Consider the following 23,842-nt stretch of genomic DNA (forward strand, 5'->3'; position numbering starts at 1 on the left):
TCTCGTCCGGGCCGGCGTTCAGTCGGCCTTGAGCACGGCCGCGTCGGCGACCATGGTTTTTTCCTTGGCGGGACGGAGCGTGATGCGCAGTGCGGCGACGTCGCTCGCGCCCGCCGCGGAGGTGTGCTCGACCTTCACGAATTCGCAACCGTCCGGCGCGTCGGGCGGCACGCCGGTCCAGGCCACGCTCCATGTGCCCTGGGCGTCGCGGGTTTCCACTTTGTCGAGATGCTGCAGGGCGGCCGGATTCAGCGCGATGCGGAAGGCGCGGGTCCGGATGGGCGTCCCGAACGTGAACTCGGAGGCGTACGGCTGGCCGGGGACGGGCGCGGCCTTCGTCGTGGCGAGCCACAGGCCGGCCGTGATCGGGACATCGCCGAGCGTGCACTTGGCCGGCAGCGTCGCGAGCCTGACCGTCACATCTGCTGCTTCGCGGCGCGCGTCGTCGATGATCTTCTGGACGTCCGCCGGCGGCTTCGGGCCGCACGCCGACAACGCGGCGCAGGTGCCGGCCAAGGCCAGCAGGATGGATGGGATGGCGCGGGCGCATTGGATGAATCGGGTCATGGAATTTCGCCGTGATGATGGTGGTCCGTGGACTGGCCCATGCCAGCCGGCCGTGAATGTAGCACGCGGCAGGCGTTGGTAAATACGCGGATTGTCACCGCGGGTTCAGGGCGCCTGGCTGGCAAGCAGCATGCGCATCCCGGCATACCCGAACACGCCGGCCAGCGCGGCATTCACCCAGCGCTCGCCCGCGCTATAGGCGCGTCGCGCCGCGTGGGTGGAAAACGCCAGCGCGTAGCAGCAGAAGATCGTCGCGCTGAGCGTCGCGCAGGAGAGGACGAATGCCAGCGCGTCGGCCTGGCGCGCGCCGGTGGGCAGGGCCAGCGACACCACCGACAGCCAGACGACGATCGACTTCGGATTCGTCAGGTGCATGGCCAGGCCGCGCGCGCATGTGCGCGCATAGCCTTCGCGCACCGGCTCCACCGTCGTCGCGCGTGCCGCGCCGCGCACCCTGCGCGCCGCCTGCCACGCCATCCACAGCAGGTACAGCCCGCCGATCGCCCTGACGACGGCCAGCGCGCCGGACCAGCGTTCCATCAGCGCGGCCAGTCCGAACGCGGCCGACAGGCCCCAGCACAATGAACCGCAGACGATGCCGGACGCCAGCGCCAGCGCCCGCGTGCGGCCCTGGGCCATCGCCGTGCCCATGACGGCGAGGACGCTGGGACCCGGGCTCGCGACCCCGATCGCGAACGCCGTGTAGGCAAGGAGTGCAGCCATGTCGTGTTCCCTTACGCAGGATCGTGGCACACCACGCACAGCTTGTTGCCGTCCGGGTCGCGCACGTAGGCGCCGTAGTAATTCTCATGGTATTCCGGCCGCAGCCCCGGCGGGCCGTCGCCGCGGCCGCCGTGCGCCAGCGCGACGGCGTAGGCCGCGTCGACGGCCGCGCGGCTGGGCGCCAGCAGGGCCGTCATGTGGCCGTTGCCTGCCGCGTGCGGCTGGCCGTCGTACGGGGCACCGATCAGGAACAGCGGGCGCGGCCGGCCCGGCTGCTGCCAGCCGGCCCACGGCCGCGAGCGGTCGCGGAAGCGCGCCTGCAGGCCCAGTGCCGCCATCAACGGTTCGTAAAACGCGAGCGCCCGGTCGAAATCGCCGACGCCGATGAATACGTGGGAAAACATCGTCGCCTCATGGTAAAAAAAGATGACAAATCGTTACAATAAAGCCCCGGCACGCGAGGCTGAAATCAAGAAGCCATTCATATTGCTCGGTTATAATACTGAACTTTTGCTATTAAGTATTTCACAGTGTCTGGTGATAACGCATGAGTTCGCCAGTCTCCCTGCAGGACACTCAATTGAACACGGCCCCCCTCATCGTCGACCTGGACGGTACGCTGATCCATACCGACATGCTGCACGAATCCGCGCTGCGGGTTTCGCGCGACCGTCCGCTGGACGTGTTGCGCATCCCGCTGTGGCTCCTGCGGGGCAAGGCCGTCCTGAAGAGCGAACTGGCCAGCCGCAGCAGCTTCGACGCGGCGCTGCTGCCGTATAACGAATCGCTGCTGGACTGGCTCAGGGAAGAGCGCGCGGCCGGCCGCCGCATCGTGCTGTGCACGGCGTCCGACCGGTCCATCGCAACGGCCGTGGCCGACCACCTGGGCGTGTTCGACGACGTGCTGGCCAGCGACGGCGACGTCAACCTGGCCGGCGACCACAAGGCCGACGCGCTCGCAAAGCACTACGGCCACGGCAACTTCGACTACGTCGGCAACTCCAGCGCGGACCTGAAGGTGTGGCGCCGCGCGCGCCGCGCCATCGTCGTCAACGGCGGGCGCGGCCTCGCGCGCAAGGCGGCGGAACTGTGCAGCGTCGAACGCGAATTCCCGCCGCAGAAGCGCGGCATCGCCGCGTGGCGCAAGGTCTTGCGCGTGCACCAGTGGATGAAGAACCTGCTCCTGTTCGTGCCGCTGCTGGCCGCGCACCGCATCGCCGACGTGGACGGCTGGCTGACCCTCGTGCTGGCCTTCGTCTCGTTCAGCCTGTGCGCGTCGACGGTGTACATCTCCAACGACCTGCTCGACCTGGAGAGCGACCGCGCCCACCCGCGCAAGCGCCTGCGCCCGTTCGCGTCGGGCGCCGTGCCCGCCTGGCAGGGCGTCGCGCTGGCGCCCGTGCTGCTCGCCGTCAGCCTCGCGCTGGGCGCTTTCGTCGGCGGCACGTTCCTGCCCTGGCTGCTGTTCTACTTCGTGCTGACGTGCGTGTACTCGTGGGGTCTGAAGCGCGTGATCCTGTTGGACTGCATCACGCTCGCCATGCTGTACACCTTGCGCATCACGGCCGGCGCGGCCGCGCTGTCGATGCCGCTGTCGTTCTGGCTGCTGGCGTTTTCCGTGTTCCTGTTCCTGTCGCTGGCGTTCGTGAAACGCTATGCCGAACTGCAGACGCAGGCGCTGTCCGGCAAGCAGAAAGTGCATGGCCGCGGCTATTACACGAGCGACGAGCCGCTCGTGATGAACCTCGGCGTCACGGCCGGCTATGCGTCCGCCGTCGTGCTGGCGCTGTACCTGAACAGCGACGCGGTGCTGGAACTGTATGCGCAGCCGGAAGCCGTGTGGGGCGCCGTGCCCGTGCTGATCTTCTGGATCAGCTGGATCTGGATGCAGGCGCACCGCGGCCATATGCACGACGACCCGGTGGTGTTCGCCGTGAAGGACCGCGCCAGCCGGCTGGCCGGGCTCGCGTTCGGTGCCGCGCTCGTCGTCGGCGCGCTCGGGTGGCCATGGTAAGAATCTCGTCGTGGGGCCGGCTGGACAGCCACGAACACGACCTCGTGCCGCTCGCCGACCGCGACCAGGCCGTGCGGGCCGTCGCGGGCGGCCGCGGCCTCGCGCAGGGCAATGCGCGCAGCTATGGCGACGTGTGCCTGAACCCGGACGGGCGGCTGTGGCGCATGACGGGCCTGGACCGCTTCATCGCCTTCGATCCGGCCAGCGGCCGGCTGCGCTGCGAAGCGGGCGTGCTGCTGCGCGACATCCAGCGCATGAGCATCGCCCATGGCTGGCTGCTGCCGGTGACGCCGGGCACGCAGATGATCACGGTGGGCGGCGCCATCGCCAACGACGTGCACGGCAAGAACCACCACGTGCTGGGATCGTTCGGCGACCACGTATTGAAACTGCGCCTCGCGCGCACGGACGGCCGCGTCATCGAGTGCGGCCCGGACGCCGAGCCGGACTGGTTCGCGGCTACTGTCGGCGGCATGGGCCTGACGGGCGTGATCGTCGAGGCCGAGCTGCAACTGCGCCGGGTGTCCGGTCCGTGGCTCGTGACGGACACGGTCCCTTACCGCAACCTCGACGAATTTTTCCAGCTGGCCGACACCTCCGAGGCGGGCTGGGAGCAGACCGTGTCGTGGGTCGACTGCCTGTCCGGCATCGGCCGCGGCCTGTTCTTTCGCGCGAACCCGGCCGAGATCCCGGACCGCATCGCGCAGTCGGGGCGCAAACCGAAGCGCGTGCCGTTCGTGCCGCCCGTGTCGCTCGTGAACGGCGTGTCGCTGCGGGTGTTCAACGAGGCGTACTTCCGCGCCAACACGTTCAAGGCGGGCTACGCCGTCGCGCACTTCGAAACCTACACCTACCCGCTGGACAACCTGCACGACTGGAACCGCATGTACGGTCCGCGCGGGTTCTACCAGTACCAGAGCGTCGTGCCGCGCACGGCCGGGCGCGCCGCGATCCGCGCGATGCTGGAAGCGATCAAGGCGTCGGGGCAGGGCTCGTTCCTGGCCGTCCTGAAAACCTTCGGCGACCGCGCGAGCCGCGGCATGATGAGTTTTCCGCGGCCCGGCGTCACCCTGGCGCTGGATTTTCCCAACCGCGGCGCGCGGACCGCCGCCTTGTTCGAGCGCCTCGACGCCATCGTGCGCGACACGGGCGGTCGCATCTACGCGGCCAAGGATGCGCGCATGCCGCGCGACCTGTTCGAATCGGGCTACCCGCGCCTGGCCGAATTCTTGCAATACCGCGACCCGGGCATCAGCTCGGCCATGTCGCGCCGTCTGATAGGAAGCTGATATGCCGGATTCCCTCCAACGCATCGTGATCGTCGGTGCGACTTCTTCGATCGCCGAGCATTGCGCGCGCCTGTGGTCGACCCAGGGCCGCGTCGCGCTGACGCTCGTCGGCCGCGATGCCGCCCGCCTGGAGCGCGTGGCCGCCGACCTGCGCGTGCGCGGCGGTGGTGCGACCGTCACGGTGCGCACCGCCGATTTCTCCGACCCGCGCGCCATCCGCGCGCTGGCCGATGCCGTCGTGGCCGAGGGGATGCCGCAACAGGTGCTGATCGCGCACGGCTCGCTGCCGGACCAGCAGCAATGCCAGCGCGACCTCGACGCGGCCCGCGAGGCGCTGGACGTGAACGGCGTGTCGCCCGTGCTGTTCGCGGAAGCGTTCGCCGGCCACATGGAGCCGGTGGGCGGCGTCATCACGATCGTCGGTTCCGTCGCGGGCGACCGCGGACGGCGCTCGAACTATGTGTACGGCGCGGCCAAGGGCCTCGTCACGCGCTACGCGCAGGGCTTGCAGCACCGCCTGGCCGGCAGCGGCAGCGCGTTGAAAGTCGTGCTGGTCAAGCCGGGACCGACGGCCACGCCGATGACGGCGCACCTGCCGCAGCAGGGCCTCGCGCCCGTCGAACAGGTGGCGCGCCTGATCGTGGATGGATCGAAGGCCGGCAAGCCGGTCGTGTACGCACCCGGCAAGTGGGCGTTGATCATGATGGTGATCCGCCACCTGCCGGCGTTCGTCTTCAACAAAATGAACATTTGACGGCCATGCTGGACACTCCACATTCGCGGTTCCGGGCCCTGTACGACGACGTGTATCGGGCCGGCGCACGCAACCCCGTTCCGGGCAATCCCGACGTCGAGGCAGCCCACCTCGCCCTGTACAGCGCCGCATCGGCGCCCATCGCCGCTGGAGTCCAATGATGATGAACCGTCCCTCTTCCGTCGTCGCCGACGATCGTCAACCGCTGATGAATGCCCGCACCCTGTCGCCGAACGTGCTTCTGTTCCTGGCGATCGCCATCGCACTCATGATCTTCCAGTGGCAGATCGATGCGAACAAGGTGCTGCACGAGATGGGCGACTTCGGCGCCAACAGCCTCCTGATCCTCGACGCCAAGCGCCTGCACCTCCTGTACGGGAATTACTCGCGCATCGGCGTGAACCACCCCGGCCCCGCGATCCTGTACGTGCTGGCTTTCGGCGAACTGGTCTTCCACGACTGGCTGCACGTCGTACCGTCTCCGTTCTCGGGCCAGTTGCTGGCCGTGTGCCTGTACAGCGCCGCCTGGATCGTGACGGTGTTCGCACTCGTCCGCCGCATGGTGGGCGGCGTGGTGCCCGCGCTGATGTTCACGCTCGTGTTCACGGCGGCGCTCGGCCTGTTCGAACCGTCGGTCTTTCTCGGCATCTGGTTCCCGGACCTGTACATCCTGCCGTTCGCCGTGGTGGTGCTGTCGATCTCGCGCCTGGCTTGGGGACGCACGGACGCGCTGCGCACGCTCGCCGTGTCCAGCGGCTTCGTCATCAACGGCCACGTTTCGTTCATTCCGATGCTCGGCGTGATGCTGATCGTGATGCTGGCCGCGAACTTCCTGATCACGCTGCGCAATCCGGAGCGGCGCATCCTGTCGGCCGCCTTCCTCGTGCGCCACCGCCGCGACATCCTGGTTTCGGTGGGCATCCTGTTCCTGTTCTTCGTCCCGCTGATCCTCGCGACCATCGTCGATTTCCCGGGGCCGGTTTACGGCTACATCTGGTTCGGTAGCAACGACAAGCACAATTCTTTGCAGGACGCGCTGGCGTTCGTCGGCCTGTTCTGGGAGCCGGGCTATGCGTGGGCCTGGGGCGTGGCCGTGGCGCTGATGTTGCTGACGGGCGTGCGCGTGGCGTCGAAGGGCGTGCTGCGCGACGTGCGCGCGCTCGGCATCGCGTTCGTCGCGGCGTCGGCGGCGCTGCTGTTCTACGCCAAGTTCGGCATCGATCGCCTCGGCCTCGTCTATCTCGGCCTGTTCTACTACGCGGTGCCGGCGCTGGCTGCGGGCTTGGGCCTGCTGTGCCTGTACGAGGCGGCGCGCTCGAAGGCGAAGACCGTCGCCGCCGGCATCGTGACCGTCGCGGCCATCGTTGCCACCGGCAACGCGGTGAAAGTGCCGGTGTACTACAACGAGCTGTACGACATTCCGGGCTCCGCGCAGCTGTACGACCAGTTGCGCAAGCTGCCCGGCCATGGGCGCATCGTGCTGGACGTGGAGCAGAACGGCAAGGCCTGGGAATACGTGTGGGGCAACGTCGTTGCGCTGCAGTTGTATGCGCGCCGCCAGGGCGAGGACCTGTTCTGCATTAACGAGCACTGGCAAATCCTGTTCACCCGCCCGGCCAAGTGCCGTCCGGAAGAGTTGAACACGCCGCGGCGCTTCTTCGTGCGCCCGATGCGCACGTCCAACATGGCCGCGGAAGATCCGGATTTCCAGGGCCAGGGCCTGCTGCTGTACCGCCACGGCCGCGTGCTCACCCCGGCCGCTTACACGCGACTCGTAGACCACCACGACTATTTCCGCTCGATCCTGGGCAAGGGCTGGTCCAACATCGAGACCGACTTCGTGTGGTCGATGGGTCCGGTGGCGGAGATCAACCTGCCCGCCGATCCGCGGCGCGCGCAAGAGATCCACCTGGACCTGGGCGGCTTCATTCCCGAGAAGTCCTTCCGCCAGCACGTCGACGTCACCGTGAACGGCAAGCCAGCGGGCGGCTGGGACTTCGACAATTTCGAGATACGCCGCCAGGTCAGGATCCCGCTGGGCCCCGAGCCGGGCGCGCCGCAGCACATCGAACTGCACATCGCGCACCCTGTCTCGCCGAAACAATACAACTGGTCGCCGGACGGTCGCCTGCTCGGCGTGTCGCTGTACGGCATCCGATGAGGACTTCGCATGACTGACTTGAACCGCAAGATCGTCCTGCCCGGCGGCGCCGGGCTGGTCGGACAAAACCTCGTGGCGCGGCTGATGGCCCGCGGCTACCGCAACATCGTCGTGCTGGACAAGCACCGCGCCAACCTCGAGGTGCTGCGCCGCGTGCAGCCCGACATCGCGGTCGAATACGCCGACCTGGCCGAGCCGGGCGAGTGGTCGCGCCACTTCACGGACGGTTCCACCGTCGTCATGCTGCAGGCCCAGATCGGCGGCAACGACTGGACCGATTTCGTGCGCAACAACGTCGACGCGACGCGCCACCAGCTCGACATCATCAAGGGCCAGCCGAACACGCGCCTCGTCGCGATCAGCTCCTCGGTCGTCGTGTCGGTGGCCGACGATTTCTACACGCGCAGCAAGCGCGAGCAGGAAGCGATGGTGCTCGCGAGCGGCATCGCCTGCCCCGTGCTGCGGCCCACGCTGATGTTCGGCTGGTTCGACCGCAAGCACCTGGGCTGGCTGTCGCGCTTCATGAGCAAGGTGCCCGTGTTCCCGATCCCGGGGCACGGCCGCTACATGCGGCAGCCCTTGTACGTGGGGGACTTCTGCAGCGTGATCATCGGCTGCATCGAAGACCCGTCCATCGCGGGCGTCTACAACATCTCGGGCCACGAGGAAGTCGACTACATCGACATCATCCGCGAGATCAAGCGCGTGACGCGCGCGAAGACCCCGATCGTGAAAATCCCGTACGGCCTGTTCTACGGGCTGCTCTGGGTGTGGGGCAAGTTCGACAAGAACCCGCCGTTCACGACGCAGCAGCTGGCTGCGCTCGTCGCGCGCGACAGCTTCGAGGTGATCGACTGGCCCGGCATGTTCAAGGTGCAAAGCACCCCGTTCGCGCAGGCCATCGACGAAACCTTCAACGATCCGAAATACAGCAACGTCGTCCTGGAGTTCTGAATGAAGCAGCGAATCGCCGTCCTGGGGGCGGGGCCGATGGGCCTCGCCGTGGCCTACCAACTGGCGCGCGACGGCATTGAGCCCGTCGTCTACGAAGCGGACGACCGCGTGGGCGGCATGGCCGCGCACTTCGATTTTTCCGGCACGTCGATCGAGCGCTACTACCACTTCCACGCGATCTCCGACCACGCGTTCCTGAAGGTGCTCGACGAGCTGGGATTGTCGTCGAAGATGCACTGGGTCGCGACCAAGATGGGCTACTGGTTCCGCAATGAAGTACAGGAATGGGGCAACCCGGTCGCGCTGCTGAAGTTCCGCGGCCTGGGTTTCGCCGCCAAGTTCCGCTACGGCCTGCACGCGTTCCTGTCGACGAAGCGCGACGACTGGAAGCCCCTCGACCACGTGGAGGCGAGCGGCTGGATCAAGCGCAACGTCGGTGCCGAGGCATGGGAGGTGCTGTGGCGCCGCCTGTTCGATTACAAGTTCTACGACTACAGCGACAACCTGTCCGCCGCGTGGATCTGGAGCCGTATCCGCCGCATCGGCCGCTCGCGCTACAACCTGTTCAAGGAAAAGCTGGGCTATATGGACGGCGGCTCCGCGACCCTGCTGGAAGCCATGCGCGCCGACATCGAACGGCACGGCGGCATCGTGCGCCTCAAGACCCCGGTCACGAAGGTCGTCATCGAAGACGGCAAGGTGAAGGGCGTGGAAGCTGCCGGCCGGTTCGAGGCGTTCGACAAGGTGATCAGCACGATCCCGCTGCCTTACGTGCCGCGCGTGATGCCCGACCTGCCGCCCGCGATACTGGATGCGTTCCGCGCCAAGAAGAACATCGCCGTCGTGTGCGTGATCGCCAAGCTGACGAAGCCCGTCACGGAGAACTTCTGGCTCAACACGAACGACGAGGAGATGGACATCCCCGGCCTCGTCGAATACACGAATTTGCGCCCGATGGGAGACCGGCACATTGTCTACGTGCCGTTCTACATGCCGGGCGAGCACCCGAAGTTCGCGGAACCCGACCAGGCCTTCCTCGACAAGGTGAAGCGCTACCTAATGAAGATCAATCCGTCCCTGCAGGACGCGGATTTCGTGGACATGCGCGCGAGCCGCTACCGCTACGCGCAGCCGATCTGCGAGCCGGGCTACCTCGACCGCCTGCCGCCCGCCAAGCTGCCCGTGGGCGGGCTGTGGGTCGCGGACACGTCGTACTACTACCCGGAAGACCGCGGCATCTCCGAGAGCATCGATTTCGGCCGCAAGATGGCGCGCGAGGCCGGCGCGTGATCAAGAGTTTCGCCTCGCGCCAATTCCTCGTCTTCCTGCTGACGGGGGGCTTCGCCGCGGCCGTCAATTTCGGTTCGCGCATCCTGTACAACCGCACGATGCCGTTTTCCTCGGCCGTGATTCTAGCCTACATCACGGGCATGATCACCGCGTTCATCCTGGCCAGGCTGTTCGTGTTCCGCGAAACCCGCCAGGCCACGCACCATGCGGCCGGCTGGTTCATCCTCGTGAACGTCGTGGCCGTCGCGCAGACGTGGGCGATCAGCATGCTGCTCGTGAAATGGGGCCTGCCGGCGCTGGGCATCACGACATTCACGCGCGAGATCGCGCATGGGGTCGGCGTCGTCGTGCCAGTGTTCACCAGCTATCTCGGGCATAAGCATTTCAGTTTCCGCTGAGCGGTACCGCGCTGGACGGCCTTCCTGGACGCGGCATTTATTAATTCCGTCAAGCAACAATAAAAATTGCGCAGATCGGGCGCCATGTTGCCGATCTGTGAAGATATCGTGCTACATTGACACGTAATCCGTTGTTTTCCGAGAAAGAATACGATGTCCCGCTTGTCCCGCTTCACCCTGTATGGTTTGTTGTTCCTCGCATTGCCGGCCCGGGCGCAAGGCCTGAACATCGCGTCCGAACTGGTCCACGGCGGCGTGGGCATCGTCGCGATCGGCGCGCTGTCCGTGCTGGCGCTGGCCGTGACGATCGAGCGGTTCGTCAACTTCCGCCTGGCAAAGGTCGCGCCGCCCGACCTGGCCCATGATGCGGAAATCCTGTGGCGCGCGGGCCATTTCGAGCAGTTGCGCGAGCGGGTGGCCGGCGGCGACAGCTGCCTTGCGCGCATCCTCGGCTGGATGGTCGAGCAGCGTCACCTGCCCGCGGACAAACTGGCGGCACGCGTGGCGGAGATGGCCGGCGTCGAACTGCGCCTGCAGCAGCAAAAGGCGTACGCGCTGAACGTCGTGGCGACGGTCGCGCCCATCGTCGGCCTGCTGGGCACCGTCATCGGCATGATCGAATCGTTCCACGTCATCGCGTTCAACGGCATGGGCGATCCGACCTTGCTCGCGGGCGGCATCTCCAAGGCCCTCGTCAACACGGCGGCGGGGCTGTCCGTGGCGCTGCCGTCGCTGGCGATGCACCACGTCTTCCGCAACCGCATGGTCGGCATCGGCATCGCGCTGGAGCGCCAGCTGAACCGCGTGCTGGACGGCATGCCGGCACGCACGCTCGAGGTGGTCCATGCGCATTGACCTCGGCGACGACGAACAGCCCGAGATCGGCCTGATCGCGCTCATCGACTGCATCTTTTTCCTGCTGATGTACTTCATGGTGGCGACGTCGTTCCGGCATCCCGAGGCCAAGAAGCCGGAGAAGGAGCTGCCCATCGTGCTGCCCACCGCGCAGGTCAGCCTCGACCGCGCCACGACCGCTCCCGCGCCGCTCGTCATCGGCGTCGACGCCGGCGGTACGGCCTACATCGACGGCAAGGAGGTGTCGACGCAAGAGCTGCACGACCTGCTCAAGCGCGAAGCGGCGCGCGATCCGGCGCGGCCGATCCGCATCGACGGCGATCAATCCACGCGCTACCAGGACATCGTGCACGTGCTCGAGCTGTGTCAGTTCGAGGGGTTCACGAAGGTGGCGATGCACACGCGCTGACGATGGTCCTGGACGACTACCGGACGCCCCGCGCCGCGCCGCTCGCCCATGTGCGGCGGCATCCGTTCATCTACCTGTCGCTCGTACTGCACGCGGTGCCGCTCGTCGTGCTGTACCACCTGGGCAGCCAGCGCATCGAGCGCGCCCAATTCGACCGGGAACAACGGTTGATCGAATCGGGCGATCGGCTGACGGCGCAGGCTCGCCTGGAAAAGCGCGTGCACGACATGGAACGGATCAAGTCCCTGCTCGAGCAAAGCGCGGCGGCGGGCGGTGCGGAGAAGAAAGCGCCGCCCGGTGCGCGCAAGGACGACGACGTGCAGTTCAGCGCGCAGCCGAAGGCGCCGGAAGCATTGCTGAAACAGGCCAGGGAACTGTCGCGCAAGATCGACGACATCGAGCGCGACATCAAGGCCGAACGGCTCGCGCAACTCCTTCACATCCCCAAGGAACAGGCGCTGAAACAAGTCGAGGCGACGCGCAAGCCTGAGGCGCCGCCCGGCGCGGCACCGAAGACCGCCGCCGATGCGGCCGCGCAGATCGAACGACTCGAAGCGAAGGCGCGCGACGTGCTGGAACAGCGCCGCCGGCAATTGGAGCAGCAGCAGAACGGCATCCAGGTCGCGGCGCGCGCGCCGCATGCGGCCGATGCGGCCGGTGCGGCCGGTGCGGGGCCGGGCGGTGCCGACAAAGGCGGTTCGAACGGCAACGGCAAGGCGGACGGGAACGGCCAGGGCGGGCAGGGCGGGCAGGGCGGGCAGGGCGGGGGGCAAGGGAAGAACGGCGGCGCGGGCATGACCGTGCTGGACCGGATCGCCGCGTTCGCGAATCCCGACCTGCCGGATCGCGCGACGCAGGCGTACGCCGGCCGCGGGGGCTTCATCTTCGACGGCGGCGTCGGGCACGTTCCCGCTGTCGACGCCGCGACCATGGTCAAGGGCGCGGGCCGGATTCTCGGCCCCGGCGGCGCCTATGCGAATCGTGTCTGGGTCAACAGCTGGTATGTGATCGGCCCGTTCGCCGGCAAGCATGGCGACGGCCTGTTTTCGAATGACCGCTATCCGCCCGAGCAGGGCGTGGAGCTGGACGCCGCCTATCGCGGCAAGGACGGACGCCTGGTCAAATGGGACTACGTCGACATGGCGCGCTACCCGCTGATGCCGCCCGTGCCCGCGGAAGACGCCGTGTATTACGGCTATACGGAGCTGATGGTCGATGAGGAACAGGACTTGACGATCTGGGTCGGCGCCGACGACGATGCGCAGCTGTGGCTCAACGACAGGCTGGTCTGGGCCGGCGGTAACTCCGACAAGGCATGGTTCTTCCAGCGGGTCTACGACACGGCGAACACGTTCGTGCGCGACTACAACCTGAGCGAAGGCAAGCGCGTGGTGCACTTCAGGAAGGGCCGCAACAAGCTGTTCTTCAAGCTGTCGAACGGCCCGACCCGCTTGTTCTTTTCGCTGGTCCTGACGAAATGATCGGCCGCCGGGCTTGAGCGTGCAGCGTTACGTCGGGCCCGAGATGAGCGCCACCGGCCGGGAGAATGCCGTTGTCATGCACGATTGTGCAAGACCCGCGGTCGCGTTCGCGCGACAATGGGGTTTTCATCGGGAGACATGATGCACGCCGCAATCGACCTGGCCGCCAAGCTGGTCACCTTCACGGAAGCCTTTCAACCCCGCACGGTGGCCCTGTTCAACGGCCACGACGTGATGGTCGCGAAGCTGCGGGGCGAGTACCACTGGCACGTCCACGACACGACCGACGACTTTTTCCTCGTGCTCGCCGGCCGCGTCGACATCGACCTCGAGGACGGCTCGACGGTGACGCTGGAGCCCGGCCAGATGTTCGTCGTCCCGAAAGGCGTGCGGCATCGGCCGCGTGCGCACGGGGAGGCGCACATCCTGCTCATCGAGCCGACGGGCACGCCGAACAGCGGCGATCCGCTGACGGCCGCGCCGCGCCGGGTCATCTGATTCGCGCGCCGGCGGCGGTCACGCGTCGGCCGGCGCCGGCGTCTTGTCCTTGTACTCGCACAGGTCGTTGATGATGCAGTTCCAGCACTTGGGCTTGCGCGCCACGCACGTGTAGCGGCCGTGCAGGATCAGCCAGTGGTGCGCGTCGTGCAGGAATTCCTTCGGCACGAATTTCAGCAGCTTGCGTTCGACTTCGTCGACGTTCTTGCCGGGCGCGATCCTGGTGCGGTTCGCGACGCGGAAGATGTGCGTGTCGACGGCCATCGTCGGCTCGCCGAACGCCGTGTTCAGCACGACGTTCGCCGTCTTGCGGCCCACGCCGGGCAGCGCTTCCAGCGCCTCGCGCGAACGCGGCACTTCGCCGCCGTACTGGTTGACGAGGATCTCGCACGTGGCGATGACGTTCTTCGCCTTGTTGTTGTACAGGCCGATCGTCGAGATATAGGTCTTGAGTTCGTCCAGGCCCAGGTCGAGGATGGCCTGCGGCGTGTTCGCCACCGGATACAGGCGGCGCGTGGCCTTGTTGACGCCCACGTCCGTCGATTGCGCCGACAGCAGCACGGCGATCAGGAGTTCGAACGGCGTCGTGTATTCGAGTTCGGTGGTGGGATGCGGGTTGGCGTCGCGAAAGCGCGTGAAGATCTCGTAGCGTTTGGCGGGATTCATCGATGCGTCAGTCTTTCTTGTCCGGGGCGGCTTTCTGTTTCGCGCGCTCGATTGCTGCGGCGATGATCGCGCGCTTGCGTTCTTTCTCCGCCAGTTCTTCGGCCGTATTCGTTTCTTCCGCCGTCACGGCGCGCATCTTTTCCACGGCCTTGGCCGCCAGGCGCGCATCGTTTTCTTCCTTTTCGCGGCGCAGGCGCGCCGTGCGGAAGTCGTGGCGGGCGCGGGCGTCGTCGGCCAGTTCCTGCGACCACGCGGCCCAGCCGGTGGGCTCGCTCGCCGGGTCGTCCGTGCGCGGGATCATGGCGATGCAGTCGACCGGGCAGGGCGCCACGCACAGGTCGCAGCCCGTGCACAGGCTGGGCAGGATCGTGTGCATCTGCTTCGGGGCGCCGAGGATCGCGTCGACCGGGCAGGCCTGGATGCACAAGGTGCAGCCGATGCACAGGCTTTCGTCGATGAACGCGACGGGACGCGGCCGCTCGACGCCGTTGGCCGGATTGATCGGGATGACGGGGCGGCCGGTGAGGCGCGCCAGCCGCGCGACGCCTTCCAGGCCGCCCGGCGGGCACTGGTTGATCTCGGCCTCGCCGCGCGCGATCGCTTCCGCGTACGGACGGCAGGCGGGATAGCCGCACTTGGTGCATTGGGTCTGCGGCAGCAGGTCTTCGATCTGGTCGGCGAGCGTCTTGGTCACGGCGATGCAACTTCGAAACTGGTTAAACCGTCATTATCCGCTAAAAGCCCGGCCGCGTCGAAATGCCGCGCCGGACATCTTGAACCCGGCGGAGATCTGCTCTAGACTTGACGGACACACAACCGAAGAAAGGAGGGCCATCGTGAACACCGCATTCCCGCCGAGCGCACACGAGGCCCGACTTCCGTCATGTTGACCGCATGATGCCGCTCGGTGGGCCTGTCTACCCATCATCAAGCGAGCAACCATGCAAGCAATACCTACCTTGTACTTTCCGGGCGCGTGCGACCTGGCCCTGTCCTTCTACCGCGACGCCGTCGGCGCCGACATCCTGTTCCACCACCGCGTCGGCGACATCGTCGACGCCGCCCACGTCAGGCCCGGCACGGCGCATCTCACGTTGCGCGCGGGCCTCGTCATCGGCGGCGTCCGCTTTTATCTTGCCGGCGGCCACGGCGTCGGAACCGGCTTCCAGGGCGTGTCGCTGACGCTGTCCTGCGCGTCGGCAGACGAGGCCGAACGGATGCTGGCGGCGCTGGCCGACGGCGGCGCCGTGCAGATGCCGCTGCGCGCGACGGCGTGGGCCGAGGTGTTCGGCACCGTCGTCGACCGCTTCGGCCTGCACTGGATCATCGAGGCCGGCAAGCGGCACGACGCGGCCTGATCGCTTACACTGGGTGGGTGAACAACTTGCCCATGTGTATCCGATGACATCGATGTTGCCCAACCTTTCCCGCCGCCTGTGCGCGGCGGTGCGGGACCGGGCAGCCGGTGGCCAGCGGGCGCTGGCTGGGCGACGAGTTGCAGCGGTATCGGGCCGCGCACGGCGCCGCCAAATGAAAAATGCCGCGGCACGGGCCGCGGCATTGTGAGGACTGCTGAGCGAACTCAGGCGTTTTTGCGGATGAACTCGCCGATCATCGGGCAGATGATCTCGCGCCAGCGGCGGCCCGAGAAGATGCCGTAGTGGCCGCATTTCGGCGCCGTGAACTGCTGCTGCTTGGCGGCCGGGATGCCCGTGCACAGCTCGTGCGCCGCGTGCGTCTGGCCGGCGCCGGAGATGTCGTCCAGCTCGCCTTCGATGGTGAACAGCGCGACGTCCTTGATGTCCTGCGGACGCACGAGCTGGCCGCCCACTTCCCACGTGCCCTTGGGCAGGCGGTATTCCTGGAATACCGTCTTGATCGTTTCCAGGTAATACTCGGCCGGCATGTCGAGGACGGCGTTGTATTCGTCGTAGAACTTGCGGTGCGCTTCCGCCGAATCGTCGTCGCCGCGCACCAGGTGCTGGTAGAACTCGCGGTGGCTCTGGGCGTGGCGGCCCGGGTTCATGGCGATGAAGCCGGCATGCTGCAGGAAGCCCGGATAGACTTTGCGGCCGAAGCCCGGGTAATTGCCCGGCACGGCATAGATCACCGTGTTCTCGAACCACGAGTACGGCTTTTCGGCGGCCAGGTCGTTGACGGCCGTCGGCGATTTGCGCGGGTCGATCGGGCCGCCCATCATGACCATCGTCTTGGGCAGCTTGGGATCCTTGTTCGTCGCCATCAGCGAGATCGCGGCCAGCACCGGCACCGTCGGCTGGCACACGGAGATGACGTGCACGTCCGGGCCCAGGTGGCGGATGAAGTCCTGGACGTAGAAAATATAGTCGTCCAGGTGGAACGGGCCGTCCGACATCGGCACCATGCGCGCGTCGACCCAGTCGGTGATGTAGACGTCCTGGTCCGGCAGCAGGGCGCGGACGGTGTCGCGCAGCAGGGTCGCATGGTGGCCCGACAACGGGGCCACGACGAGCACCGTCGGCTGTTTGAGCGCGGCGAAGTCGCCTTCGCTCATGTCTTTTTTGAAATGCAGCAGCTTGCAGAACGGTTTGCTGACGACCGTTTGTTCGACGATGCCGACCGTCTTCCCGTCGATGATGGTCGAAGTCAGGCCGAAACCAGGTTTCTCATAGTCCTTGCCGAGGCGGTACATCAGCTCGTAGCCGGCAGCGATACGCTGCGAGAACGGGGTGTGCGCGAACGGTGAGACCGGATTCGAAAACAGTTTGGCAGAGGCATCGGCCCACTGCATCAGCGGGTTCAGGAAGGAGCGTTGCATCTCGTGCAGTTGGTAAAGCATAATTTATTCCTTCATGACTCTGTGCGCGCTTGAAATCGTTTGCGCAACGTGTTCGGTCAATTATAGGCTCATTCGGCTTGGCGGTGGGCAACAGCGAGCCCGAGTCGCAAACTGTTTATTACTGCATTGCAGCATTTGTATCACAGTTGTCCGCGCCCGGTTCGTTAAGTGCAGTACATAAGAAAAATGCCCCGCGTCGGCGGGGCATTTTCGTGGTGTGAGGCTTACGGAACGGCTGGTGTCAGTCGAACACGGGCGTCTCGACGCCGAGGATCTTGTGCAGTTTCGGCGACGTCGTCGTGTACTGCATGTGGATCTTCTTGTCCGGGAAGATGTACGGCGCGGCGCCGAAGGCGGCCAGCGCGGCTTCGTGGAAGCCCGACAGGATCAGCTTCTTCTTGCCCGGGTAGGTGTTGATGTCGCCCACGGCGAAGATGCCCGGCACGTTGGTCTCGAACTTTTCGGTGTCCATGACCTTCAGCTGGCGGCGCTCGATGTCCAGGCCCCATTCGGCGATCGGGCCCAGCTTCGGCGACAGGCCGAAGAACACCATCAGCATGTCCAGCGGCACGCGGCGGGTGACGCCGTCGGCGCCGGTGACCTTGACTTCGGACAGCTGGCCGTCCTTCTCGTCGAAGCCGGTGACCTGGCCGATGATCAGCTGCATTTCGTAGTCTTCGCACAGCTGCTTCATCTTGGCGACGGAAGCGGGCGCGGCGCGGAAGTCTTCGCGACGGTGCACCAGCACGACGGATTCGGCCTTGCCGACGAAGTTCAGGGCCCAGTCCAGGGCGGAGTCGCCGCCGCCGCAGATGACGAGGTTCTTGCCTTCGAACAGGCTCGGATCCTTGACGCGGTAGAACAGCTGGCTGTTGTCGAACTTCTCGATGCCGTCCACCTTGATCGTGCGCGCCTGGAACGAGCCGACGCCGGCCGCGATGAAGATGGTCTTGGTGATGAAGCGGGTGCCGGTCGACGTTTCGACGTTGAAGCGGTGGTCTTCGCGACGCTGGACGGTGGTGACTTCCTGGCCCAGGTGGAAGGTCGGCTCGAACGGTTCGATCTGCTTGAGCAGGTTGTCGGTCAGTTCCTGGCCCGTGCAGACGGGCACGGCCGGGATGTCGTAGATCGGCTTGTCCGGATACAGCTCCACGCACTGGCCGCCGACGGCCGGCAGCGAATCGATCACGTGGGCTTTGATCTCCAGCAGGCCCAGCTCGAACACCTGGAACAGGCCGACCGGGCCCGCGCCGATGATCACGGCATCGGCTTCGATGGCGCCGGCAAAGGAGCTGTTGGGAGCGATGGTGCCCACTTCGGGGGTGGCACTGATAGTCATTGCTAAGATTTCCTGTTATATGCAGTAGGTAGGCGAGGGCGGATAGTGTGCCACGAATGGCGCACGTCTGCCGGGACCGGCAAAGGACGCCGGCCGCGGTGGGCCGGCGTACAGGGGCGTGTTAGCGGGCCAGTTGGTCCAGCTTGTTCTTGACGTCTTTCCACTCATCCGCGTCGGGCAGCGCCGCTTTCGTCTTGGTGATCGACGGCCAGTTGCGCGCCAGGTCGGCGTTGATCTTGATGAATTGCTGCTGGTCCGACGGCACGTCTTCTTCCGCGTAGATCGCGTTGACCGGGCACTCCGCCACGCACACGGCGCAGTCGATGCACTCGTCCGGGTCAATGGCGAGGAAATTCGGGCCTTCCCGGAAACAATCTACCGGGCATACATCCACGCAATCGGTATAGCGACAACGGATGCACGATTCGGTGACAACGTGGGTCATAACAGTCCTATCAGTGAGTGGAAGCGGCGGCGTGTGATTATTTACTGAGAGCGTTCGCCGGACGCGGCAAAGCACTGTATTTTAGGGCAATTCTGCTCCTACGACAAATCAGGCTTATACACAATACACATAAGCAAATGTATTGGGTGTCGCCGCACAGGCCCGGAAAACGGGCCCGTACGGCATGCCTCACGGCCGCGCGGACAGGTCCACGACGGCCGTCGTCGCGACGGCGGCGCCGGTGTCGTCCGTGACCGTGACGGTCTTGAGCGCCATCGCGGCCGACGTTTGCGTGGACGGGGCCGGCTCGCCGGCCGGCCCGGACCGTCCGTGTTCCGCGCACCAGTGCGCGAGCGCGTCCGCTTCCGCTTGCAGCAGGCGTTCGACGTCGTGGTATTCGGCCAGGTTCATCGTGCCGCAGCAGGCGCGCCGGTCCTGGCGCGCGCCCGGCGCGTCCGTCACGAGCGGCAGCAGGCGCAGGCCGGGCGGGTGGTCGCTCGACAGGCCGGCAGGCACCGCGAACACCTCGCGCTGGGCGAAGCGGTCGCGGATGGCGTTGACGACCGCCTGCGGTTTGCCGTCTTCCTGCGCAAGCCGCAGCATCTCGTTGGCCACGTCGGCGAACGTGGCGGCCGCGTCCGGGGCGGCGATCAGCGCGCGCAGCACGAGGCCGCGCAGCCAGCCGGCGACGCGGTGCAGCACGCTCGCGCAATCTTCCAGCGCGGGATTGCGCTCGAGGGCGAACACGTCGGCCAGGATGTCGTAGACGGCGCCCGTGAACACCTGCGAGATCGCGTGCACCTCGGTGCCGGCCTGCGACAGGGTCAGGTCGTTGTCGGCATTGCGCAGGCCCGTCGTGCTGCCGAGGGCGAGGCCGAACTGCTCGGCGATGTCGGCCAGGAACGTCTTGTCGTGCAGGCGCGCCTTGGTCTGGGCGACGACGGCGTCGCACTGGTCGAGCTGGGACAGCGCGAGGAAGATCGCGGTCAGGTCGCCGAACGATTCGTGCAGGCCGCCCGTCTGCGGCCGATTGCCGGCCATCAGCCATTGCGGCTTGAGCCCGTCCAGCACCGCGTGCCCGGTCTCGTGCGAGACGATGTCGAACGAGCGGCAGGTGTAGATGCGGGCGGTTTCTCCGTTCGGGACGAAGTCGCCGAATTTCAGGCAGGCCTGCGCGCGGCTGTAATAGGCGTTCATCACGTTCGGCAGGCCGTAGGGGTAGACCTGCAGCGGCGACGTGTCCGCGCTGCTGTTCCATTGCCAGGGCAGGGGCATCGCGCTGCCCGCCGTCGACAGCGCGCGCTGGTACATCGTCAGCGTCTGGCGCACGACGGCGAACGTGTGGACGGCGTCGAACTGCGGGGTGTCCGGCATCGCCACGAAGTCGCCGAACGCATTCGGTTCGACGGGCGGGATGCCGGAATCGCCGAGCACGATGCGGGCGTCGCGCGGTCCGGCCAGCACGACGCCGGGCAGGAAGACCTTGCGCGTGCCGATCTCGTCCACCGACGGGTCCTGCTTCCACATCAGCACGCGCGCGCCGGACGCATAGGGCAGCGGCACGTCGGGCGCCGGGTTCGCCTCGGACGGGGAGGCGCCGCCGGGACCGGCCAGCGGCCGCGGCCGGCCCGGCTGGTCGAGCAATTGGGCGGCCTTGCGGTGCTGGCGATAGGTGCTGCTCGGCGTCGGCACGAAGCCGACGGGCGGTGGGCGGCGGGTGGGTGTCGATGAGTCCATGGTCGCTTCCTCCTTGATTTCACAGGGAAGCTCGAAAAACCTGCTGCGCGTTGCATTTGCGGTCTGCGATGCTCACTGTACTCCTCGTACAGCTGCGCTTCTCAACCGCAACTGCCGCCGCTCGCGACGGTTTTTCTAGGTTCCCAGAGGAATGGTCGCCGCTTACCCGATGGGGGCATTGACGCTCATCAATTGATTATTCTCGAGGCAAGCGCTGGCCTTTGTGCCCGCCAACTGGCATCATGTCGGGCTATTTTGATTTGGACTAATTAGCAAGGAAATCGAATGCCGGACATCAGCGTCACCCAACCGCACAGCCTGAGCCAGACCGACGCGCGCGCCGCCGCGCAACAGGTGGCGGACAAGCTGGCCCGCGAATATGGACTGAATTGCAAATGGGACGGGGACGTGCTGCGTTTCGCGCGCAGCGGCGTGGAAGGGGCGCTCACGCTGGGCGAGCGCCAGGCCGCGTTGCGCATCAAGCTGGGCTTCCTGATGGGTGCTTTCGCCTCCACCATCGAGCAGAAGGTGGCCGAAAGCATGCGCAAGGTCTTCAGTAACTGATTTCGGTAACGGATTTACGCGTCTTTCAGTTCTTCGATCAGGTCGACGTACTGTTGCATCGCCTCGTCCCGCGACGTGCCTTTCAGCGCGGACCAGGCGTCGTACTTGGCGCGGCCGACCATGTCGGTGAAGCCGGGACGCTCGCCGCTCACGTCGCCGCTGGACCCCTGCTTGTACAGGGCGTAGATCTTCAGCAGGGTCATGTTGTCCGGACGCTCGGGCAGGTTCTTCGAGTCGAGCTGGGCCTGGGCGAACTGTTCTTGCAAACTCATGGTAACTCCTTGGTCGATGTGCGGGCATCTTAGCGCATCGTGTCGGGAATTATGGTTGAATTGATCGGATTTTAGAGGTGATGCTCGGTCCGCAATGGCGGGCACGGGGTGCCCGCCATTCGCACATTAAACGTCGAGGAGCTCGACGTCGAAGATCAGGGTGGCATTCGGCGGAATCACGCCGCCCGCGCCGCGCGCGCCGTAGCCCAGGCTTGCCGGGATGATCAGGCGCCGCGCGCCGCCGACCTTCATGCCCTGCACGCCTTCGTCCCAGCCGCGGATCACGTGGCCGGCGCCCAGCGGGAACTGGAACGGGTCGTTGCGGTCCTTGCTGGAGTCGAACTTGACGCCGGTGCTGCCGTCGTCGTTCTGCAGCCAGCCGGTGTAGTGCACGGTCACGTAGTTGCCGGCCTTCGCTTCGGCGCCGCTGCCGACGACGGTGTCTTCGTATTGCAGGCCGGAATTCGTGGTGGTGATGGACATGGTTTTCCCTTGTTGGTCGGATGAAGGGCCGATTGTAGTGCATGGCCTGTCAAAGTGCCATCGCGGTCTCGAGCGCAAAGGGTCTCGATTCGCTACACTGGCGGGCATCCGGCTTGCCCATATTGATCCCAACCACGAACCGACACATGATCCAGCATTTCGAACCAGCGGCCGAACCCGCGCGGCCCGCCCTCGCAGCATCCATGGAAGACGCTCGCGCGGACGACGCCCGGCGCGAGGCGGCATGATGCGCCCCGTCGCCATCGCCTACGGCCGCGCGCTGCGGTCCCAGTTCTCGGGACGCATGCTGCTCCTGTCCGTCGTGCCGCTGCTGCTGTCGCTGGCGCTGTGGGGCGGCCTGCTGTACGCCGGCATGCAGCCGCTGCTCGATTGGCTGCACGCGCTGTTCGCCGACTACGGCCTGTTCGAGGCCAGCGGCAGCATCCTCGCCACCCTGGGCCTCGGCTTCCTGAAGACGCTCGTGATCCCGCTCGTGGCGATGCTCGTGCTGCTGCCGCTGATGATCATCACGTCGCTGCTGTTCATCGGCGTGGGCGCCATGCCGGCCATCGCCCGCCACGTGAGCCGCGTGCAGTTCCCGGCGCTGGAACGCAAGGAGGGCGGCAGCTTCCTGGGCAGCCTCGGGGTGAACCTGTCGGGCATCCTCGTGTTCGCGCTGCTGTGGCTGTTCACGTTGCCGCTGTATGCGCTGGCTCCCGTCGCCCTCATCGTGCAGGCCGTGCTGTGGGGCTGGCTGACGGCGCGCGTGATGGCCTACGACGCGCTCGCGATCCACGCGAGCCTCGAGGAGCGCCGGACGATCGTGCACGCGCAGCGCCGCTCGCTCCTGTTGATCGGCACCGTGTCCGGCCTGCTTGGCGCGCTGCCGGGCGTGGCGTGGGTCGGCGGCGCGCTGTTCTCGGTGGTGCTGTTCCCGGTGCTGGCCGTGCTGTCGATCTGGCTCTATCTCGTGATCTTCATCTTCACGGGCCTGTGGTTCCAGTATTTCTGCCTGCAGGCGCTGGCGGACCTGCGCGCCGGGCAGACGCTCAAGGACATCGAACCCTGAGCGTGGGCACGCGGCCGTACGGCGCGGCAGGCCGCGGCGTACTGTGGCACACTGGACCCGAAAGGAGCTGCGCATGGCATTCGGCCTCATCATCGTCGGCGACGAAATCCTGTCCGGGAAGCGGCGCGACCAGCATCTGCCCAAGGTGATCGAACTCCTGGGCGAGCGGGGATTGCGCCTGTCCTGGGCGGAGGTGATCGGCGACGAACCCGAACGCATCACGGCGCTGTTGCGGCGCACGTTCGCGGGACCGGACATCGTGTTTTGCTGCGGCGGCATCGGCGCCACGCCGGACGACCACACGCGCCAGTGCGCGGCCGCGGCCCTCGGCGTGCCGCTCGAACTGCATCCGGAAGGCCGGTCGCTGATCGAAGCACGCATCCGCGAGACCGCCGGCCCCGAGGCCGACCTGCGCGCGCCCGAGAACCTGCAACGCCTCAAGATGGCCGAATTCCCGGCGGGCGCGCGCCTGATCCCCAACCCCTACAACCGCATCCCCGGCTTCACTGTGGCGCAGCACCATTTCGTGCCCGGATTTCCCGTGATGGCGTGGCCGATGATCGCCTGGGTGCTCGATACGCTGTATGCCGACCGCTTCCACGGCGAACCGCGCGCCGAACGCGCCTTGCTGGTGTACGGGCAGGCCGAGGCCGTGCTCACGCCGCTGATGGAAACGCTGGAGGCACGCTACCCCGGCGTGCGCGTGTTCAGCCTGCCCAACGTGGGCGATGCGCACACGCGGCGCCATATCGAATTGGGTGTGAAAGGCGAACCCGGTCAGGTCGAAGCGGCCTGGACTTTTCTATGTGCGGAGCTCGAACGCATGGGCGCGGAAATGCAGCCGTTGCGGGCCGTGGACAGTCGGGCAAACTGAGCCGTTGTTTTTTTGCGAAAATATCGGGGCGACGTCAAAAAACTGCGCGAGTGGTTCCTGCATGTCACATTGATGTGGTGGAATGGTGACTGTGAGCGGGGGCGATCCGGAGTGAGGTCGCGTCCGCTTTGTGAACTTTTACGACCTGGATCACTCGAACCGACCAGCAGCAGGATGGCGAG

The 23,842-nt window shown here is 66.4% G+C and carries 27 protein-coding genes; 16 read left to right on the forward strand and 11 right to left on the reverse strand.

Annotated elements, in window-relative coordinates; genetic code table 11:
- Nucleotides 1–18: 18 nt before the first annotated feature.
- The 3 genes from ISF28_RS07555 to ISF28_RS07565 all read right to left on the reverse strand — a co-directional run bounded on the left by ISF28_RS07555 (nucleotide 19) and on the right by ISF28_RS07565 (nucleotide 1,694).
- Complete coding sequence (locus ISF28_RS07555) at nucleotides 19–567, reverse strand: hypothetical protein (RefSeq protein ID WP_198116539.1); 549 nt, start codon at nucleotides 565–567, stop codon at nucleotides 19–21.
- A 105-nt stretch (nucleotides 568–672) separates the two neighbouring features.
- Nucleotides 673–1,290: a LysE family translocator gene (locus ISF28_RS07560; RefSeq protein ID WP_198116540.1), complete on the reverse strand. Its 618-nt coding sequence runs from the start codon at nucleotides 1,288–1,290 to the stop codon at nucleotides 673–675.
- Nucleotides 1,291–1,301: 11 nt separating this feature from the next.
- Nucleotides 1,302–1,694, reverse strand: coding sequence for a VOC family protein (locus tag ISF28_RS07565; protein ID WP_198116541.1), 393 nt, complete (start codon nucleotides 1,692–1,694; stop codon nucleotides 1,302–1,304).
- Nucleotides 1,695–1,837: 143 nt separating this feature from the next.
- Between ISF28_RS07565 and ISF28_RS07570 the strand changes: the two genes are divergently transcribed.
- From ISF28_RS07570 to ISF28_RS07625, 12 genes are all read left to right on the forward strand, one after another.
- The gene (locus ISF28_RS07570; RefSeq protein WP_229518922.1) at nucleotides 1,838–3,304 is read left to right on the forward strand and encodes a UbiA family prenyltransferase; all 1,467 of its coding nucleotides are present in this window, start codon (nucleotides 1,838–1,840) and stop codon (nucleotides 3,302–3,304) included.
- Complete coding sequence (locus tag ISF28_RS07575) at nucleotides 3,298–4,593, forward strand: FAD-binding oxidoreductase (protein WP_198116542.1); 1,296 nt, start codon at nucleotides 3,298–3,300, stop codon at nucleotides 4,591–4,593. The genes ISF28_RS07570 and ISF28_RS07575 overlap by 7 nt, the downstream gene beginning before the upstream one ends.
- 1 nt (nucleotide 4,594) lies before the next feature.
- Nucleotides 4,595–5,347, forward strand: a complete 753-nt coding sequence (locus ISF28_RS07580; protein ID WP_198116543.1) for an SDR family NAD(P)-dependent oxidoreductase — start codon at nucleotides 4,595–4,597, stop codon at nucleotides 5,345–5,347.
- A 5-nt stretch (nucleotides 5,348–5,352) separates the two neighbouring features.
- Nucleotides 5,353–5,508: a hypothetical protein gene (locus ISF28_RS07585; protein WP_198116544.1), complete on the forward strand. Its 156-nt coding sequence runs from the start codon at nucleotides 5,353–5,355 to the stop codon at nucleotides 5,506–5,508.
- A 2-nt stretch (nucleotides 5,509–5,510) separates the two neighbouring features.
- Entirely contained in the window at nucleotides 5,511–7,508 is a 1,998-nt protein-coding gene (locus ISF28_RS07590; protein WP_198116545.1) for a magnesium transporter, read from the forward strand.
- A 9-nt stretch (nucleotides 7,509–7,517) separates the two neighbouring features.
- Nucleotides 7,518–8,462 (forward strand): NAD-dependent epimerase/dehydratase family protein, encoded by a 945-nt coding sequence (locus ISF28_RS07595; RefSeq protein WP_370663401.1) that lies wholly within the window; start codon nucleotides 7,518–7,520, stop codon nucleotides 8,460–8,462.
- Complete coding sequence (locus ISF28_RS07600; RefSeq protein WP_198116546.1) at nucleotides 8,463–9,752, forward strand: NAD(P)/FAD-dependent oxidoreductase; 1,290 nt, start codon at nucleotides 8,463–8,465, stop codon at nucleotides 9,750–9,752.
- Nucleotides 9,749–10,150, forward strand: a complete 402-nt coding sequence (locus tag ISF28_RS07605; RefSeq protein WP_198116547.1) for a GtrA family protein — start codon at nucleotides 9,749–9,751, stop codon at nucleotides 10,148–10,150. The genes ISF28_RS07600 and ISF28_RS07605 overlap by 4 nt, the downstream gene beginning before the upstream one ends.
- Nucleotides 10,151–10,303: 153 nt before the next feature.
- A complete protein-coding gene (locus tag ISF28_RS07610; protein WP_198116548.1) occupies nucleotides 10,304–11,005 on the forward strand; it encodes a MotA/TolQ/ExbB proton channel family protein in 702 nt (233 codons plus the stop codon).
- Nucleotides 10,995–11,414, forward strand: a complete 420-nt coding sequence (locus tag ISF28_RS07615) for an ExbD/TolR family protein (RefSeq protein WP_198116549.1) — start codon at nucleotides 10,995–10,997, stop codon at nucleotides 11,412–11,414. The genes ISF28_RS07610 and ISF28_RS07615 overlap by 11 nt, the downstream gene beginning before the upstream one ends.
- Before the next feature lie 2 nt (nucleotides 11,415–11,416).
- Entirely contained in the window at nucleotides 11,417–12,895 is a 1,479-nt protein-coding gene (locus tag ISF28_RS07620) for a hypothetical protein (protein WP_198116550.1), read from the forward strand.
- A gap of 141 nt (nucleotides 12,896–13,036) precedes the next feature.
- Complete coding sequence (locus ISF28_RS07625; RefSeq protein WP_198116551.1) at nucleotides 13,037–13,393, forward strand: cupin domain-containing protein; 357 nt, start codon at nucleotides 13,037–13,039, stop codon at nucleotides 13,391–13,393.
- Between the two features lie 18 nt (nucleotides 13,394–13,411).
- Here ISF28_RS07625 and nth read toward each other — a convergent pair whose 3' ends face one another.
- Together nth and rsxB are read right to left on the reverse strand one after the other, a co-directional pair.
- Nucleotides 13,412–14,059: an endonuclease III gene (nth, locus tag ISF28_RS07630; RefSeq protein ID WP_198116552.1), complete on the reverse strand. Its 648-nt coding sequence runs from the start codon at nucleotides 14,057–14,059 to the stop codon at nucleotides 13,412–13,414.
- 7 nt (nucleotides 14,060–14,066) lie between these two features.
- Complete coding sequence (rsxB, locus tag ISF28_RS07635) at nucleotides 14,067–14,753, reverse strand: electron transport complex subunit RsxB (protein WP_198116553.1); 687 nt, start codon at nucleotides 14,751–14,753, stop codon at nucleotides 14,067–14,069.
- A gap of 247 nt (nucleotides 14,754–15,000) precedes the next feature.
- On the opposite strand from rsxB, the gene ISF28_RS07640 reads away from it, so the two are divergent.
- Nucleotides 15,001–15,417, forward strand: coding sequence for a VOC family protein (locus ISF28_RS07640; protein ID WP_198116554.1), 417 nt, complete (start codon nucleotides 15,001–15,003; stop codon nucleotides 15,415–15,417).
- Nucleotides 15,418–15,641: 224 nt separating this feature from the next.
- Here the strand turns inward: ISF28_RS07640 and ISF28_RS07645 are convergent, their stop codons facing one another.
- The 4 genes from ISF28_RS07645 to ISF28_RS07660 form a co-directional block, all read right to left on the reverse strand.
- Complete coding sequence (locus ISF28_RS07645) at nucleotides 15,642–16,877, reverse strand: polyhydroxyalkanoate depolymerase (RefSeq protein ID WP_198116555.1); 1,236 nt, start codon at nucleotides 16,875–16,877, stop codon at nucleotides 15,642–15,644.
- Between the two features lie 241 nt (nucleotides 16,878–17,118).
- The gene (locus tag ISF28_RS07650) at nucleotides 17,119–18,216 is read right to left on the reverse strand and encodes an NAD(P)/FAD-dependent oxidoreductase (protein ID WP_229518923.1); all 1,098 of its coding nucleotides are present in this window, start codon (nucleotides 18,214–18,216) and stop codon (nucleotides 17,119–17,121) included.
- Between the two features lie 121 nt (nucleotides 18,217–18,337).
- Entirely contained in the window at nucleotides 18,338–18,661 is a 324-nt protein-coding gene (gene fdxA / locus ISF28_RS07655) for a ferredoxin FdxA (protein ID WP_198116556.1), read from the reverse strand.
- Nucleotides 18,662–18,850: 189 nt separating this feature from the next.
- Complete coding sequence (locus ISF28_RS07660) at nucleotides 18,851–20,398, reverse strand: gluzincin family metallopeptidase (RefSeq protein WP_229518924.1); 1,548 nt, start codon at nucleotides 20,396–20,398, stop codon at nucleotides 18,851–18,853.
- Between the two features lie 285 nt (nucleotides 20,399–20,683).
- Here ISF28_RS07660 and ISF28_RS07665 point away from each other — a divergent pair, with 285 nt between their 5' ends.
- Nucleotides 20,684–20,962: a polyhydroxyalkanoic acid system family protein gene (locus ISF28_RS07665; RefSeq protein WP_198116557.1), complete on the forward strand. Its 279-nt coding sequence runs from the start codon at nucleotides 20,684–20,686 to the stop codon at nucleotides 20,960–20,962.
- Between the two features lie 14 nt (nucleotides 20,963–20,976).
- On the opposite strand, the gene ISF28_RS07670 is transcribed toward ISF28_RS07665, so the two are convergent.
- Together ISF28_RS07670 and ISF28_RS07675 are read right to left on the reverse strand one after the other, a co-directional pair.
- On the reverse strand, nucleotides 20,977–21,234 hold the full coding sequence (locus ISF28_RS07670) for an acyl-CoA-binding protein (RefSeq protein WP_198116558.1): 258 nt from the start codon (nucleotides 21,232–21,234) through the stop codon (nucleotides 20,977–20,979).
- Between the two features lie 126 nt (nucleotides 21,235–21,360).
- Nucleotides 21,361–21,717 carry an FKBP-type peptidyl-prolyl cis-trans isomerase gene (locus ISF28_RS07675; protein ID WP_036235195.1) on the reverse strand — a complete coding sequence of 119 codons (357 nt, stop codon included), beginning with the start codon at nucleotides 21,715–21,717 and terminating at the stop codon, nucleotides 21,361–21,363.
- 244 nt (nucleotides 21,718–21,961) lie between these two features.
- Here ISF28_RS07675 and ISF28_RS07680 point away from each other — a divergent pair, with 244 nt between their 5' ends.
- Together ISF28_RS07680 and ISF28_RS07685 are read left to right on the forward strand one after the other, a co-directional pair.
- A complete protein-coding gene (locus ISF28_RS07680) occupies nucleotides 21,962–22,786 on the forward strand; it encodes an EI24 domain-containing protein (protein WP_307727424.1) in 825 nt (274 codons plus the stop codon).
- Between the two features lie 73 nt (nucleotides 22,787–22,859).
- The gene (locus ISF28_RS07685; RefSeq protein ID WP_198116559.1) at nucleotides 22,860–23,660 is read left to right on the forward strand and encodes a competence/damage-inducible protein A; all 801 of its coding nucleotides are present in this window, start codon (nucleotides 22,860–22,862) and stop codon (nucleotides 23,658–23,660) included.
- The last annotated feature ends 182 nt before the right edge of the window (nucleotides 23,661–23,842 follow it).

The sequence above is a fragment of the Massilia rhizosphaerae genome, assembly GCF_016093545.1.
GTDB lineage: Bacteria > Pseudomonadota > Gammaproteobacteria > Burkholderiales > Burkholderiaceae_D > Telluria > Telluria rhizosphaerae.